This is a genomic window from Erythrobacter sp. HI0063 (genome assembly GCF_001635685.1).
Classification (GTDB): domain Bacteria; phylum Pseudomonadota; class Alphaproteobacteria; order Sphingomonadales; family Sphingomonadaceae; genus Qipengyuania.
The window spans coordinates 18,335-32,655 of the sequence record NZ_LWFF01000313.1; the positions used below are offsets into that span (position 1 = coordinate 18,335).

Annotated in this window: 16 protein-coding genes; 7 read left to right on the forward strand and 9 right to left on the reverse strand. The window is 65.9% G+C overall.

Features of this window, described 5'->3' with window-relative positions; all coding sequences use genetic code 11:
- Positions 1 to 10: 10 nt before the first annotated feature.
- The gene (locus A3736_RS11175; RefSeq protein ID WP_197465585.1) at positions 11 to 718 is read right to left on the reverse strand and encodes an EI24 domain-containing protein; all 708 of its coding nucleotides are present in this window, start codon (positions 716 to 718) and stop codon (positions 11 to 13) included.
- 124 nt (positions 719 to 842) lie between these two features.
- Here A3736_RS11175 and A3736_RS11180 point away from each other — a divergent pair, with 124 nt between their 5' ends.
- The gene (locus A3736_RS11180) at positions 843 to 1,865 is read left to right on the forward strand and encodes an adenosine kinase (protein ID WP_067683145.1); all 1,023 of its coding nucleotides are present in this window, start codon (positions 843 to 845) and stop codon (positions 1,863 to 1,865) included.
- Positions 1,866 to 1,902: 37 nt separating this feature from the next.
- Positions 1,903 to 3,048 carry a GGDEF domain-containing protein gene (locus tag A3736_RS11185; protein ID WP_067682980.1) on the forward strand — a complete coding sequence of 382 codons (1,146 nt, stop codon included), beginning with the start codon at positions 1,903 to 1,905 and terminating at the stop codon, positions 3,046 to 3,048.
- Between the two features lie 15 nt (positions 3,049 to 3,063).
- Here A3736_RS11185 and purD read toward each other — a convergent pair whose 3' ends face one another.
- Positions 3,064 to 4,350: a phosphoribosylamine--glycine ligase gene (gene purD, locus A3736_RS11190; protein ID WP_067682982.1), complete on the reverse strand. Its 1,287-nt coding sequence runs from the start codon at positions 4,348 to 4,350 to the stop codon at positions 3,064 to 3,066.
- Between purD and xseA the strand changes: the two genes are divergently transcribed.
- Genes xseA through A3736_RS11210 form a run of 4 tightly spaced genes read left to right on the forward strand, consistent with a single transcriptional unit; the run spans position 4,349 to position 8,117 of the window.
- Positions 4,349 to 5,827: an exodeoxyribonuclease VII large subunit gene (gene xseA / locus A3736_RS11195; protein ID WP_067682984.1), complete on the forward strand. Its 1,479-nt coding sequence runs from the start codon at positions 4,349 to 4,351 to the stop codon at positions 5,825 to 5,827. The two genes, purD and xseA, sit on opposite strands and share 2 nt — an antisense overlap.
- A gap of 24 nt (positions 5,828 to 5,851) precedes the next feature.
- Complete coding sequence (locus tag A3736_RS11200; protein ID WP_067682986.1) at positions 5,852 to 6,064, forward strand: DUF2093 domain-containing protein; 213 nt, start codon at positions 5,852 to 5,854, stop codon at positions 6,062 to 6,064.
- Positions 6,065 to 6,080: 16 nt separating this feature from the next.
- Positions 6,081 to 7,019: a M23 family metallopeptidase gene (locus A3736_RS11205; RefSeq protein WP_233999359.1), complete on the forward strand. Its 939-nt coding sequence runs from the start codon at positions 6,081 to 6,083 to the stop codon at positions 7,017 to 7,019.
- A gap of 9 nt (positions 7,020 to 7,028) precedes the next feature.
- Positions 7,029 to 8,117, forward strand: coding sequence for an esterase-like activity of phytase family protein (locus A3736_RS11210; protein ID WP_067682988.1), 1,089 nt, complete (start codon positions 7,029 to 7,031; stop codon positions 8,115 to 8,117).
- Here the strand turns inward: A3736_RS11210 and rpmB are convergent.
- Positions 8,089 to 8,379 (reverse strand): 50S ribosomal protein L28, encoded by a 291-nt coding sequence (gene rpmB / locus A3736_RS11215; RefSeq protein ID WP_067682990.1) that lies wholly within the window; start codon positions 8,377 to 8,379, stop codon positions 8,089 to 8,091. The genes A3736_RS11210 and rpmB overlap by 29 nt on opposite strands.
- Positions 8,380 to 8,533: 154 nt before the next feature.
- On the opposite strand from rpmB, the gene tadA reads away from it, so the two are divergent.
- Positions 8,534 to 8,989 carry a tRNA adenosine(34) deaminase TadA gene (gene tadA / locus A3736_RS11220; protein ID WP_067682992.1) on the forward strand — a complete coding sequence of 152 codons (456 nt, stop codon included), beginning with the start codon at positions 8,534 to 8,536 and terminating at the stop codon, positions 8,987 to 8,989.
- A gap of 13 nt (positions 8,990 to 9,002) precedes the next feature.
- Here the strand turns inward: tadA and A3736_RS11225 are convergent, their stop codons facing one another.
- Genes A3736_RS11225 through A3736_RS11250 form a run of 6 tightly spaced genes read right to left on the reverse strand, consistent with a single transcriptional unit; the run spans position 9,003 to position 14,233 of the window.
- On the reverse strand, positions 9,003 to 9,698 hold the full coding sequence (locus A3736_RS11225) for a ribonuclease T (protein WP_067682994.1): 696 nt from the start codon (positions 9,696 to 9,698) through the stop codon (positions 9,003 to 9,005).
- Positions 9,699 to 9,714: 16 nt separating this feature from the next.
- Entirely contained in the window at positions 9,715 to 10,152 is a 438-nt protein-coding gene (locus tag A3736_RS11230; protein ID WP_067682996.1) for a hypothetical protein, read from the reverse strand.
- A gap of 41 nt (positions 10,153 to 10,193) precedes the next feature.
- On the reverse strand, positions 10,194 to 11,063 hold the full coding sequence (gene nadC / locus A3736_RS11235) for a carboxylating nicotinate-nucleotide diphosphorylase (protein WP_067682998.1): 870 nt from the start codon (positions 11,061 to 11,063) through the stop codon (positions 10,194 to 10,196).
- A complete protein-coding gene (locus tag A3736_RS11240; protein ID WP_067683000.1) occupies positions 11,060 to 12,175 on the reverse strand; it encodes an AI-2E family transporter in 1,116 nt (371 codons plus the stop codon). Before A3736_RS11240 ends, nadC begins: the two co-directional genes overlap by 4 nt.
- Before the next feature lie 28 nt (positions 12,176 to 12,203).
- Positions 12,204 to 13,001 carry a LytTR family DNA-binding domain-containing protein gene (locus A3736_RS11245; protein ID WP_067683002.1) on the reverse strand — a complete coding sequence of 266 codons (798 nt, stop codon included), beginning with the start codon at positions 12,999 to 13,001 and terminating at the stop codon, positions 12,204 to 12,206.
- Positions 12,998 to 14,233, reverse strand: coding sequence for a sensor histidine kinase (locus A3736_RS11250; RefSeq protein WP_067683004.1), 1,236 nt, complete (start codon positions 14,231 to 14,233; stop codon positions 12,998 to 13,000). The genes A3736_RS11245 and A3736_RS11250 overlap by 4 nt, the downstream gene beginning before the upstream one ends.
- Positions 14,234 to 14,321: the final 88 nt, after the last annotated feature.

The window sequence follows — 14,321 nt, forward strand, 5'->3', positions numbered from 1 at the left end:
ATGAGAAAATTCAAACCGGCGCATGGCGCGGCCTCCCATGGATCAGATGCGTGGCGCTCGCCGCGCCGACAACCGGGGCGAGCAGGTTGAGAAACGGAATGGCGAGTAGCGCCGCCACGATACCGCCCAGGACAAAGCGCGTGATCGCGCCGATGGCCGGGCCGCTATCGCTTCCGCGCGGAGAATGACGCAGGGCCACCATTTCGGTCAGTTCGCGTCCCAGAAGCAGCGCGTTGACGAACCAGAACAACAGCGCGGTGCCGATGCCCGTTACCAGCAGCACCAGCGCGAAGGGCAGGGCGATCAGGTTGAACAGGATCGCGCGCCCTGCGCCGCGTACGCCATTGGCGATGTCTTCGCGCAAGGGCAGCGTCCGCGCGGCTGCCGCGGCTTGCGGATAATGGCGCGCCTCGACCGCCTGGACGATCTCGTCCGCGAAAAGCTGGATCACGGCCAGCGCGACCACGCGAAACAGGAACCACGCCGCCAGCAGGCCGAGCACCAGAGCGACCAAACCTGCCAATCCATCGCTGTAATCGGCAGGGAGATTAGCGACGATCCAGTCCTCGATCGCGGCATCGAGCGCCCACCACAGGGCCGCGCCGAGCCCTGCGAAAATCGCCAGCGTCAGGCCTGCGGACTTCGCGAGCACGCGCAGGATCGCGCGGTCGCCGAGCTGGGCGATCGACAGGGCGAGGGCCCGGGGCAGGCTCGTCATTGCAGGCTCGTCATCAGCGGCGCGGAGTGGAAGAGGCGTAGCGCCAAGTCAATCGCGCCCTTGGCCTCGATCCGCCGAACCGCTAACCGCGCGCGATACGATGAATTTTCTCGCTGGAGCATCCATGACCGATACCGCCACCCCGACCCAATACGACGTCATCGCCATTGGCAACGCCATCGTCGACGTAATGGCCCCGTGCGAAGACGCGCTGATCGGCGAACTCGGCCTCAACAAGGGCGGGATGACGCTGGTCGATACCGCGCGGGCGGACGAACTCTATCAGGCGATGGGTCCGGCCAAGGAAATCTCCGGCGGATCGGCGGCCAACACGCTGGCGGGGATGGCGGCTCTGGGCGCGAAATGCGCATTCGTGGGCCAGGTGGCGGACGATCAGCTGGGCGAAGTCTTCACGCACGACATCCGCGCCATCGGCGTCGATTACGAGACGCCCTCTCGCCCTGCCGAGGGCAGCGAGGACAGCCTGCCCACCGCGCGCTGCCTCATCTTCGTGACGCCCGATGGCGAGCGGACGATGAATACGTTTCTGGGCGCGACCCAGTTCCTGCCCGCCGAAGCGCTCGACGACGATCTGATCGCCAGCGCGGGCATCCTCTATCTCGAAGGCTATCTCTGGGATCCGGAAGAGCCGCGCCGTGCCATGCGCCGCGCGATCGAAGTTGCGCGCAAAGCGGGCCGCAAGGTCGCCTTCACGGCCAGCGAAAGCTTCGTGATCGATCGCCACGGCGACGATTTCAGCGCTCTGATCGACGAAGGACAGATCGACATCCTGTTCGTCAACGAAACCGAACTGGCGACGCTGACGGGCGAGGCTGATTTCGACGCAGGCCTCGCCAGTCTGAGCGGCAAGATCCCCACCGTCGTCGCGACGCGCAGCGCCAAAGGTGCAGTCGCCGTGCAGGGGGAAACCCGCGCGGAAGTCCCTGCCGAACCGGTCGACAAGGTGGTCGACACTACGGGTGCGGGCGACCTCTTCGCGGCAGGTTTCCTCACCGGCCATGCGCGCGGCGAGAGCCTCGAAACCTGCCTCACCATGGGCGCGGTCTGTGCGGCGGAAATCATCTCGCATTACGGCGCGCGCAGCGAAGCGGATCTGAAGGCGCTGGTGGCGAAGCGGCTCGGGTAAGCTCTCGCTCGCAGATCTCGACCGGCACAGCCTCGCCATGACCGACTTCACCGTCACGATAAACACCCTCTACGTGGTGCTGTTCGGGACGGCTGTCATGTGCGTGGCGGCCCTGCTCGCCGGGATGCGGCGCAAGCGCGCGCTTGCCTGGCTGTTCGGGTCGATCGCGATCGGGACGCTCCAGGTCTGGACGATCGGCCTGTCGCGCGGGCCCCTGTTCGACATGGCGAGCGCCACGCTGCTGGTCCCGCTGGCGCTGATCGGCTTCGCCCAGGCGCTGCGCCAGGTCTATCGCCAGCCCTACGGCTATTGGCGCTGGCGCAGCGCGGCTTTCGGCCTGCTGATCGCCGCTTTTGCCGGGACCGTTCTCGAAGTCCCGTATGTGCTCGCTTACGCCGCGATGGTGAGCGGTTTCGCGATGATCGAATGCGAGCTTGCCTATCGCGTATGGAAGGTGAGCCGCAAACGTTGGCTGGATTGGGCCCTCCTCGCCGTTCTGATGGGCGTGGTGGCGGTGGAAGCGAGCCGACTTGTCGTGGTCCCGTCGATTCTCGGGCTCGACATGGGTTTTGCCGAGCTGCGCACTTCGGATGTTGATCGCACCTATCTCGTCGTATTGGGCGCGCTCGAACTGCTGGCCATCGTGCTGATAATCGTGCGCGTGGCGGCCTGGGCGCTGGCGGATATCCGCTTCCGGGCGGAACGCGATTACCTCACCGGGCTCTACAATCGCGGGACGTTCGAATATCTCGCGCTCGATTCGATCCGGCGCGAACCGGGCGTGCTGATCCTCGCCGATCTCGACCATTTCAAGCGCATCAACGACCGCTACGGCCACGATATGGGCGATGGGGCGATCTGCGTCTTTGCAGACGTGCTGGAAAAGGCGACCGAGCGCCGCAGCGTGTGCGGGCGGATCGGCGGAGAAGAATTCGCGCTGCACCTGCCGCTGGCGACGCTGGAAGATGCGGCCGACATCGCAGAGCGGCTGCGCGGGAGCTTCGCCCAAGCCTGCCGCGAAAGCCTTTCGGTCGAAGAGGATCTGAGCGCGAGCATGGGCTGCGCCGAACATGCGGCGGGCGAGGATCTGTCCGCGATCATGCAGCGCGCCGACGAAGCGCTGTATCGCGCCAAGGAAAAAGGGCGCAACCGTGTCGAACTGGCGGAACGGTTGGCGGCCTGACGCTGCGGCGCCCGGTCAGCCGCGTTCGCGCCGCACCTCGCGCTGGCCGATATCGCGGCGGCAGAAACCTTCGGGGAAATCCACCGCGTCGACCGCGCGATAGGCCGCGGCCTGAGCCTCGCTGGCGGTCCCTCCGAGGGCGGTCACGTTGAGGACGCGGCCGCCATTGGCGGTCAGGGTTTCGCCGTCGCGGGCAGTGCCTGCGTGGAACACCTTGGCCTCATGCGCTTCCGATTCGCCAAGATCGATCGTGCCGCCCTTTTTGGGTGTGCCGGGATAGCCTTCGGCCGCCATCACCACCGTCAGCGCGAAATCGTCGCTGAAGCGCGGCGGTTCGATCTCCCCCAGCCGCCTTTCGGCGCAAGCGAGCATGATCTCGCCGAGATCGCTGTCCAGCCGCATCATCAGCACCTGGCATTCGGGATCGCCGAAGCGGACATTGTATTCGATCAGCTGCGGGCCTTCGCTCGTCAGCATCAGCCCGGCATAGAGCACGCCCGAAAACGGCGTGCCCGCCTCGCGCATCGCTGTCACGGTCGGCTCGATGATGGTGCGCATGGCCTGCTCCTGCAGATCGGCGCTCAGCACCGGGGCGGGCGAATATGCGCCCATCCCGCCGGTATTGGGCCCCAGATCGCCTTCGCCCGCGCGCTTGTGATCCTGCGCGGTGCCGAAGGGGACGATGTGGGTGCCATCGGTCAGCGCGAAGAAGCTCGCCTCCTCGCCCGTCAGGAACTGTTCGATCACCACTTCCGCGCCGGCCGCACCAAACTTGCCTTCGAACATGTCCGACAGCGCGTGCTGCGCATCCTCGCGCGTTTCGGCGATCACCACGCCCTTGCCTGCGGCCAGCCCGTCGGCCTTCAGAACGAAGGGCGGATCGAAGCGTTTGAGCGCCCCCCACGCCGCCTCCAGCGAGGTCGCGCGGATATAGCGCGCGGTGGGAATATCGGCCCGCTCGCACAGATCCTTGGTGAAACCCTTGCTCCCTTCGAGCTGCGCGGCGGCTTTCGACGGGCCGAACACCGGAACGCCGGCATCGCGCAAGGTATCGGCAAGCCCTTCGACCAGCGGAACTTCCGGGCCGACGACCACGAGGCCGATCCCATTCTCGGCGCAGAAGGTCTTCACCGCTTCCTGGTCGCCTATGTCGAGGGCGACGAGCTGCGCATGATCCGCTATCCCCGGATTGCCCGGCGCGGCGAACAGCGTGTCGCCTTCGCCAGCCAGCAGCCGGGATTGCGCCAGCTTCCATGCCAGCGCATGTTCGCGCCCGCCCGAGCCAAGCAACAGGATATTCATGGCCGATTACCTCTCAGACGATAAAACTGACGGCGGGCTGGTAGCGCGGCAGGCGGACGGCGACAACGCCCAGGCCTATTCGATCAGCGAGATATCGAATCTGTTGAAGCGGACCGTGGAGGATCGCTTCGGCTTCGTGCGGCTGCGCGGTGAATTGTCGGGCGTGAAGCGGGCGGCTTCCGGCCATCTCTATTGCGCGCTCAAGGACGAGAAGGCGGTGATCGACGGTGTTATGTGGCGGGGCAATACGCAGCGCCTGCCCTTTAAGCCGGAAGACGGGCTGGAAGTCGTCGCGACGGGCAAGCTGACGACCTATCCCGGACGCTCGAAATACCAGATCGTGATCGAGCGGATGGAACTGGCGGGCGAGGGTGCGCTGCTGGCGCTGCTCGAAAAAACGCGCGCGCGATTGGCGGCGGAGGGTCTGTTCGACGAGCGACGCAAGCGCCCGCTTCCCTTCCTCCCGCGCACGATCGGCGTGGTGACATCGCCGACCGGCGCGGTGATTCGCGACATTCTGCACCGGCTGGCGGACCGGTTTCCCAGCCGCGTGATCGTCTGGCCGGTGCTGGTGCAGGGGCAGGGCGCTGCCGAACAAGTTGCAAAGGCGGTGCAGGGCTTTTCCGGCATGGATGCAGGCGATCCGAACCGGCCCGATCTCGTCATCGTGGCGCGCGGGGGAGGCTCGATCGAGGATCTGTGGAGCTTCAACGAGGAGATCGTGGTCCGCGCCATCGCCGAATCGACGATCCCCACGATCAGCGCGGTCGGGCACGAAACCGATACCACGCTCGCCGATTTCGCCGCCGATGTCCGCGCGCCGACGCCGACCGCGGCTGCGGAACGGGCCGTGCCGGTAAAGGCGGACCTTGCCGCCATGCTCGCCGATTTGGGCCATCGCCAGCGGCAATGCGCGGCCCGGCCGGTCTCGCTGGGGCGTGAACGGCTCGAGGCGCGCGTACAGCGCATGCCGAAGCTGGAAGCGCTGCTGCAGCCCAAGGCGCAAAGGCTGGACGAGGCAGGCGAGCGTTTGCGGCGCGGCCTGCTCGACCGCGCGGCGGCGGGGCGACAGCGGCTAGGCGAATTGCGGCTGACTCCGTCGGTGTTGCAGCGAAACCTGCGCGATGCCGAACGCGATCTTGCCGCGCTGCGGTTGGCGCCCGCGCTGGTCGAGCGCCGGATAAGCGATTCGCGCGAGAGACTGGCGGGCACGGTGCGCGTGATGCGCTCGCTCGATCCCGATGCCGTGCTGGCGCGCGGCTATGTCCGGGTGACGGGCGCGGATGACAGAACGCTGACGGACCGGGCGGATGCGGCGAAGGAAGCCGTGCTGACGTTGAAATTCCGCGACGGCGATCTGGCGACCGTTCCCGCAGGATCGCCCGCCTCCGCCCCATCCGCCCCATCCGCGGCGCCCGCCAGGCGTCCCAAGCGCCGAACCGCCGCTCCGCCCGGTCAGGAGGATTTGTTCGGATGAGCGCGGCTTGCTAGGGAGCGGTCCATGTTGATGTCATCCCGAGATCGAAGCGGCGGCGGCGAAGCCCGGCTGCATTACGGCCCCAACGGCTTTCGCGTCCTGCGCGCGGGCACCCACGTATTCTGCGCGGTCAGCGGACAGGCGATCCCGCTGGAAGAGCTGCGCTATTGGAGCGTCCACCATCAGGAAGCCTATGCCAGCGCCGAAATGGCGACCAAGCGGATGGCGGGCGAATGACGAGGCGGTGCGGATCGTGACCATCGCTCTGCGTGGGCGCGGGGCGCTTGCGGCTGCGGTTACTGCGATTGCGCTGGCCGGGTGCGTGGCGAACGAAAGTGCTCCGCCCGTTACCGAGACGGTCCAGCCGGTGCGGGTCACGCCCACGCCGTCTCCTAAACCTTCCCCGCCTCCATCTCCAACGCCTGCGCCGAAGCCCACCCGCGCTCCGGTCTTCACCTTCGACGGCGAACTGACGCAAGGCGGCTGGATTCGCGGCACGGCGCCGGGCAATACGGTGTCGGCCAAGCTCGACGATCAGGAGCTGATCCTCGACGAGGAGGGGCGCTTCTTCGCTGCATTCGATCGCGATGCGGGGACGCAGGCGAAGCTCACTGCCACTCTGGCCGACGGGCGCGTGATCGCCAGCCCGGTCACAGTCTCGCCGCGCGACTGGAATATCGAGCGCGTGAATGTCGCGCGCACGCCCGGCGGCGCTTCGCAAGCCTTCATGGCGCGGCGCAATCCAGAATTGGAAGCCATCTATCTCTCGCGCCAGAAGCGCACGGGGGCTGAAGGCTGGCGACAGGATTTCGTCTGGCCGGTGAGGGGGCGGATTTCCGGCCGCTTCGGATCGCAGCGCATCTATCGGGGCGAGCCGGGCAGCTACCACTCCGGCCTCGACATCGCGCAGCCGACCGGCACGCCCTTCGTCGCGCCGGCGGATGGCGTGGTGGTGCTGGCGGTCGAGGATTACTCGCTCGAAGGGCAATTGCTCATCATCGACCACGGGCAGGGGCTCAACAGCGCCTTCCTGCACTGTTCGCGCATTCTGGTGCGTGAGGGCGAGCGGGTCACTCAAGGCCAGCATATCGGCGATGTCGGCGCGTCCGGGCGCGCCACCGGGCCGCATCTCCATTGGGGGCTCACCTGGCACGGCGCACGGCTCGATCCGCTGCTCTTCGTCGACCGCTAGGGAAGCCGGTTGCGCCCCCTGCGCGCCTTCCTCGCCGTGGCCGTGGCGCTCGGTCTGGCACCGGGAACGGTGTGGCGCAGCGACGTGCGCCCGATCGATCCGGGCGCGGCCATCGTGTTCACGCCAGCGGATATCGCACCGGACGCACGGCGGCAGGGGCCTCTGCTGCTGACCGGGGCGTGGGCGCTGTCGAGCATGAGTCGCGGCCTCGGCGGGTATTCGGCGCTGATCGCGCGCAGCGACGGCTCGTTGTTGGCGGCCAGCGATGCGGGCGGGTTGCTGGCGATCGAGCGTCCGGGGACGCGGGCGATGGAGGCACGCTTCCTCGCTATTACCGGCAGTGCCGAAAGGGACAAGCGCGACGCGGATGCGGAGGCCATGGCCCACGATCCGGCAAGCGGGCGGATCTGGGCAGCCTATGAGGGCAGCAATGCGATCGAGGCGCTCACGCCCGATCTGGCGCCGATCAGCCGTGTCGAACCCGCAGCCATGGCCGATTGGCGCTCGAACTCCGGCCCCGAATCCTTTGCGCGGCTGGCGGACGGGCGCTTCGTCGCGATCGCCGAGGTCGTGCGCGCGGGCGAGACGTTTAATCGTGGTGTCGTTTTCCCCGACGATCCCACCGCAGGCGCGAAGGGCGAGGAGTTCCGCTTCGCTGCGCCCGAAGGGTTTCGTCCCGTCGATATGACGCAAGTGCCCTCGGGCGAGGTAATGGTTCTGCTCCGCCGGATCGAATGGGGCCTGCCCCCGCGTTTCGTCAACGCTATCGTGCGGCTCGATCCGGCAGGTCTCGAACCGGGCACCGTCTGGCGGCCCGAAGAGATGCTGTCTCTGCCGCGTGGTATGCCGAACGACAATTTCGAAGGGATTGCAGCGACCGGACCGGCTGATGGCAAGGCCGGGGGAGAGTCCATCCTCTGGCTGATTTCGGACGACAATTTCTCCGCATTTCAGCGTTCGCTGCTGGTGCGCATTGTCTATTCCGGCCCGGCGCAGACACGCGTAAAGGGCGCCCGGAAGCTCCGAGCGCCCTTTACGCAGTCGCTAAGTCAGAAAAGCGAGCGGCGCCTCAGGCGGCCGCGGCGGTCGCCTTCTTGAGCTCGCGCTTCACCTTGAGCGCGCGATCCGACAGCTTGGTGTCGCTGGTCTTCATCAGCCAGTTGTCGAGCCCGCCATTGTGCTCGACCGAGCGCAGGCCGTGCGTCGAAACGCGGAACTTGAAGCTGCGATCCAGCTTCTCGCTCATCAGCGTGACGTTCTGCAGATTCGGCAGGAAGACCTTCTTGGTCTTGTTGTTGGCGTGGCTCACATTGTGGCCGACCTGGCGGCCCTTGCCCGTCAGTTCGCAGATGCGCGACATGATCAAATCTCTCGTTCGAATGGATGCGTGCGGAAACTGGCCCGCAGGCGATCAAATAACACCGGTATCCCCGGAAAGCCGCGCGCATAGCCAGCGCATGGCGAATCGTCAAGCGTTTGCCGGGCGCGGGCCGACGAGCTAGGCACCGGTCACGATGAGCGAATGGCCGACCCCCGAACCGATGGCAAGGGCCCTGGCGCTCGCGCGCGAGGCGGCACGGGCGGGTGAAGTCCCGGTCGGCGCGGTGGTGATCCATCGCGGGCAGGTGATCGGCGAAGGTCGCAATGCGCCGCGCCGCGATCACGATCCGACCGCCCATGCGGAGATCGTCGCCATCCGCGCGGCGGCGCAGAAGCTCGGCAACGAGCGGCTCACCGATTGCGATCTGTGGGTCACGCTGGAACCGTGCGCGATGTGCGCGGGCGCGATAGCCCATGCCCGGATCGCGAAGCTCTACTACGCAGCCAGCGATCCCAAGGGCGGCGCGGTCGAACATGGCGCGCGCGTGTTCGACCAGCCGCAATGCCTCCATCGGCCCGAAGTCTATGCGGGGATCGGCGAGAGCGAGGCAGGCGCGATGTTGCGGGAATTCTTTCGCGCGCGGCGCTGAGCAGCGCCGACGGCTAGAGCCCGCGCCAAATTTTGACCTCCGAATCGTCCGCCGGGCCGAGCCGCTGGCGATCGCAGGGCGTCGGCAAGAAGCGCCGGTCGTAGCAGAGCCGCAATTCTTCCAGCCATCCGCGTTCGTTCAGCTTGATGCCCACCGCATCGGTACGCCAACCGCGATTGGCGGCGACGAACCAGTCGCGCACATCGCCCGCGCTGAGATCGGGTTTGCGCGAGAGGCGGTCGAAATCGGGCCAGCGCAGCGAATCGAACAGGATGTTGCTGACGTGGTAATAGGTTTGCGGCTGGCGCGTCATGCAGGCGCCGTGCTTGGCCCATTGCCGGGCGACGAGGCGCGCGGACGGACTGCGGCAGAGCTGGCGGGCGACGGTCTGCGCCGAAGGGCGTGCGCGTGTGGCGCACCATTGCGGCCAGCTGCGCGCACCGTCGGGCCACAGGCCGTGAAGGACGAAGCCGAATCGTCCTGCGCGGCCCGAACATTGCCGCGCCTGCCTGCGATCGTTCTCGCGCATGCGGCAGAATTCGGGCGACCAGCTCAGCGCCAGCGTATAGCCGGTGACGGGCACGCTGCGTACCGGCCCGTCGCGCTTGATCGCCGGAACGCTGGCCGTGCGGGGTAGCGAACACTGATAGGCCTGAGCCGATAGCGGTGCGGCAAGCAGCAGCGAACCGGCGAGGCAGACAGCGCGCAAGAATCGCGAGCCGGACCTACTCCGTGCGAGATCCGTCATCGTCGCGCTTCGCAGCCAGCCACGCGGTCGCCTCGGGCTGAAACAGGAAATAGAGCGAGGCGATTACCATCAAGGAGCTGATTATTCCGAAGATCAGATTCAGCGAGGCGATCTCCCCACTGGCCAGCGCCGTCCCCAGCGACAGCAGGCCCCATGCGACGAACAGCACGATGATCCATTTGACGAAGCCGATCCGCAAAACGGACACCAGAAACCACAACGCGACATTGATCGCCACGCCGACCAGCATACTACCGATCAGCAATCCGTTCGCAGCGCCTTCCAGTCCGCCCGCGGCAAGCTCCGCATTGGCCTGGTCGGCGATCGCTCCGTAATTCAACGCAAAGCCCAGCAGGCCAACGGCCACCGAGCCGAGATAAAGCCAGTCGAATTTTTTGATTGCTGCCGGTTTCATGCGTTTTGCCCTCCCCTTCGGACCGCAGTGATGGCGCGAATTTACAGGGGCGTAAAGTCGAGACCGATATCGGCGGCGGGTGCACTCTGGGTGAGGCGGCCGACCGAGACGTAGTCGACGCCCGTCGCCGCTTTGGCGCGGATCGTGTCGAGCGCGATGCCCCCGCTCGCTTCGGTGGGAACGCGGCCCGCCACGAGCGAGACCGCTTCGCGCAGAGTGGGCGGCTCCATATTGTCGAGCAGCAGCCGGGTCGCACCCGCCTCCAGCGCGGGTTCGATCTGGTCGATCCGGTCGACCTCGCAGATGATCTCCGCAACGCCCGCATCGACCGCGCGGCGCACCGCCTCGCCGACGCTGCCTGCGACAAGGACGTGGTTGTCCTTGATCATGGCGGCATCCCACAACCCCATGCGGTGATTCGACCCGCCGCCCATTCGTACCGCGTATTTTTCGAGATGGCGCAGGCCGGGAATGGTCTTGCGCGTGTCGAGCAGAGTGCAGTCGGGATTGTCCATCGCCGCGACGTATTCGGCCACCATCGTGGCGATGCCGGAAAGGTGCTGGACGGTGTTGAGAGCGCTGCGCTCCGCCGTCAGCATGGCGCGGGCATTGCCGGTGAGGCGCATCAGATCGGTGCCGGGCGCGACCGCCGCGCCTTCTTCGACAAGGATCGCGATCTCCATATCGGGGTCGAGCGCACGGAAGAACGCGGCGGCCACCGGCAAGCCCGCCACGCGGATCGGATCGCGACTGTCCATCACGCCCGAAAAGCGCGCCTCGGCGGGAATGACGCTTTCACTGGTAACATCGCGTCCGCCATCGGGGAGGCCTTCGCCCAGATCCTCCGCCAGCGTCTCGCGCACGAAACGGTCGAGGTCGAAACCGGGCAGGCTCCAGTCGGGAAGGCTCATTCGGTTTCTCCTTCGGGGACCGGATCGGGATGTTTCACCACGCCGCGCTGTTCGCTCATGATCGCCCAGCCGGTCAGGAACAGGCCTGCCAGCAGCGGACCGACGACGATCCCGCTGAGGCCCAGCGTGGCGATGCCGCCCAGCGTGGTCAGCAACACGACCCAATCGGGAATGCCCGTGTCGCGGCCCACCAGAATCGGACGAAGGATATTGTCCGCCATTCCGATCACGCCGACGCCCGATCCGATGACGACCGCCGTCTGCCAGTATTCGCCGATCGCGGCGAGGTAAATGGCAACCGGAATCCACACGATGGCCGGGCCGAGCGCGGGCAACAGCGAGAAGATCGCCATCAGCACGCCGAACAGCGCAGCGGCGGGCATGCCGACGATCGCGAAGGTGATCGCGCCGAGCGCGCCCTGCACCAGGCCCACGACGACCGAACCCTTGATCGTGGCGCGCACGACGACTGCGAACCGCTCCGCCAGCGCGTGCGCCGTCTTGGGTTCGAGGGGGAGCGCATCGCGGATCGCGGGGCCGATCCGCTGCCCGTCGCGCAAGAGGAAATAGAGGACGTAGAGCCCGACGCCGAGCGACAGCACGAACGAGAACGCGCTGCCCCCGATGGACAGTGCAGAACGACCGGCAATCACCAGCGCTTCCTCGGTGAATTCCGATACGCGCTGCTGCAACACGCGGAAATCGCCGTAACCAGCGCCGTCGATCATGCGCTGCCAGCTGAAGGGGAGCGCATCGTGGACCCGGTCGAAGGCGGCGGCGGGATCGATCTGCTGGCTCTGTATCGCCAGATAGAGCCGCGTCGCCTGATCGACGACGATATTGCCGATCCAGATCGCGGGCACGATCACTACGATAGTGACGATGAGAAGTGTCAGGATGGCCGCGCGATTGCTGCCTCCCAGATTGCTCTGCAACGTCAGGAAGAGCGGCTGGAAGATGATCGCGGCCAGGGCGGCCCACAGGATCGCTGAAGCGAAGGGCCAGGATACCCAGATCAGACCGACGGTCACGAGCGCGAGGAACAGAATGAATCCACCGCGCTCTATGCGTGGACGATGCGCATGACTGCGCCGCGTCACATCATCGCTCATGCGGTCTGCCCCCCAGATCGTGCGGTTATCAATGGACGAAGCGCGCGACGACATCGCGATAGCTGCGGCTGACCTTCACTTCGGCGCCCGATTCGAGGACGAGGAAACATTCGCCATTGGTGTGCGGCTTCACCTGCCGGACCTGGTCCAGATTGACGATGGTCGAACGGTGGACGCGCTGGAACTTGCGCGGATCGAGGCGGCGTTCGAGATCCTTCATCGTCTCGCGCAGGATCAGCGAATTGTCGCCGGTATAGATGCACATGTAATCGCCCGCGGCCTCGATATGCTCGATCGTGCCGACTTCGACGCGGAAGATCTGGCCGCGATCCTTGACGTTGATGAGCTTCTCGTACCGCCCGGCGGCATCCGCGTCCTCGCCGGTGAATTCCTCGGCCGCTTCTGGCGCGACCTCCGATAGCACGTTCATCAGCTTTTCGGCCTCTTCGGAGGATTTCTTTTCTGACAGGCGCACGCGCACGCGCTCGATCGTGTCGGCCAGTTTGTCCTCGTCCACCGGCTTCATCAGGTAATTGACCGCATTGGCCTCGAACGCGCGAATGGCGTGTTCCTGAAAAGCGGTGACGAACACGAACAGCGGCGGATCGATTTCCATCACCCCCTGCACCACCGAAAATCCGTCGAAACCGGGCATCTGGATGTCGAGGAAGACGAGATCGGGCTTCTGCGTCTTGATCGCGCGGATCGCTTCGCGCCCGTTCTGGCAGGTGTCGATCACTTCGACGTCCTCGAACGGTTCCAGGCGAACCTGGAGGCCTTGAATGGCGAGTTTCTCGTCGTCGACGATGAGCGTGCGGATGGTCATGCTGGGGAGGCTTTCTCAGGGGGCAGGGCAGTAACCGATGAGGGGGGTATCGGTTGCCGCGCCTGCGGTTTGGAAGAGGATTTCGTGGGCAGGGCCGCGCTGTCTTCGGCGGCTTCGTAGGGAATTTCGATATTGACGGTGAAACCGCCGCTGTCGGGAGAGCGGATTTCGAAGCGATGGTCATCGCCATAGGCCTGGGCCAGCCGGTCGCGGATATTGGCAAGGCCCACTCCGGTCGACGTGGTGCGGCGCGAGCGTTCGAGCATTCCATCGGGAATGCCGCCGGGACTACCGGTTTCCGGGCGCACGGTGTGGTGGATGCCCGGTCCGGTGTCGGTGACCGTTACGCGCAGGCGGCTGCCCGCGATCTGGGCGACCAGCGATATCGTCGCGCCTTCTTCCTGCGGCGATACACCGTATTTGATTGCGTTTTCGACCAGCGGTTGCAGCAGCATCGACGGGATGCAGGCTTCGCTCGCGCCAGGTTCGATGCGAAAATCGGTCTGCAACCGATCCTCGAACCGCATCCGTTCGATATCGAGATAGAGTTTCAGCATCTCCACCTCCTGCTCTACCGTCACCTTGCCGCCCGGTTCGCTCACGAGCGTATGACGCAGGAAGCTGGACAGGCGCGTCAGCATCGCATTGGCGGGCGCGGTCTGTTTCAGCAGCACCAGCGTGCTGATCGAATTCAGCGTGTTGAACAGGAAATGCGGGTTCAACTGATAGCGCAGCATGGCGAGCTGCGCGCTGGTGGCCTGCATTTCCAGCCGCTCCAGCCGATCGGCCTGTTCCTCGACCTGGAGGAAGTAATTGATCGCGAAATACAGCGCCGACCATGCGCCCAGAAGCGTCAGCGGCCAGATCAGAAAGCCGATATAGAGCGCGACGAAATCGCCATCGAAACTGGCGCGGGTAAGGCTGGTGACCCATGCGATGATGAAAGTGAAGATTCCCACGCCCACGAAGAGGACCAGCACGGTCGATGCCCAGGTGACGAGCGGACGGACCGAGATCAGCCGCTGGTAGATGACCGAGAGGACGAGGCTGATCGAAAAGCCCGTTACCGCCTCGATCGCGACATTGACCAGGAAGCTCCAGTCCTGCCCCCCCACCAGGCCCGTGATCGCGCGAAGCAGGAAGGCGCCGCCCCAGCCCGCGCTCTGGAGCGTCCAGAACGCGCGGTTCTTGTCCGCGAAGAACGGGGTCGGCTGGATGGGCAGGACGGCCATTATGCCCTCGCTTTAGACCATTTGCCGCAAGGCTGACCAGCCGCAAGCCTGCGCCTTTCCAGCCGGAGCGAGCGAGAGATGCGGCGGA

Bases quoted from the DNA above. Each gene is read 5' to 3' on its own strand.
- A3736_RS11175 (WP_197465585.1), bottom strand. From the start codon at position 718: ATGACGAGCCTGCCCCGGGCCCTCGCCCTGTCGATCGCCCAGCTCGGC.
- A3736_RS11180 (WP_067683145.1), top strand. From the start codon at position 843: ATGACCGATACCGCCACCCCGACCCAATACGACGTCATCGCCATTGGC.
- A3736_RS11185 (WP_067682980.1), top strand. From the start codon at position 1,903: ATGACCGACTTCACCGTCACGATAAACACCCTCTACGTGGTGCTGTTC.
- xseA (WP_067682984.1), top strand. From the start codon at position 4,349: ATGGCCGATTACCTCTCAGACGATAAAACTGACGGCGGGCTGGTAGCG.
- purD (WP_067682982.1), bottom strand. From the start codon at position 4,350: ATGAATATCCTGTTGCTTGGCTCGGGCGGGCGCGAACATGCGCTGGCA.
- A3736_RS11200 (WP_067682986.1), top strand. From the start codon at position 5,852: ATGTTGATGTCATCCCGAGATCGAAGCGGCGGCGGCGAAGCCCGGCTG.
- rpmB (WP_067682990.1), bottom strand. From the start codon at position 8,379: ATGTCGCGCATCTGCGAACTGACGGGCAAGGGCCGCCAGGTCGGCCAC.
- tadA (WP_067682992.1), top strand. From the start codon at position 8,534: ATGAGCGAATGGCCGACCCCCGAACCGATGGCAAGGGCCCTGGCGCTC.
- A3736_RS11230 (WP_067682996.1), bottom strand. From the start codon at position 10,152: ATGAAACCGGCAGCAATCAAAAAATTCGACTGGCTTTATCTCGGCTCG.
- nadC (WP_067682998.1), bottom strand. From the start codon at position 11,063: ATGAGCCTTCCCGACTGGAGCCTGCCCGGTTTCGACCTCGACCGTTTC.
- A3736_RS11240 (WP_067683000.1), bottom strand. From the start codon at position 12,175: ATGAGCGATGATGTGACGCGGCGCAGTCATGCGCATCGTCCACGCATA.
- A3736_RS11245 (WP_067683002.1), bottom strand. From the start codon at position 13,001: ATGACCATCCGCACGCTCATCGTCGACGACGAGAAACTCGCCATTCAA.
- A3736_RS11250 (WP_067683004.1), bottom strand. From the start codon at position 14,233: ATGGCCGTCCTGCCCATCCAGCCGACCCCGTTCTTCGCGGACAAGAAC.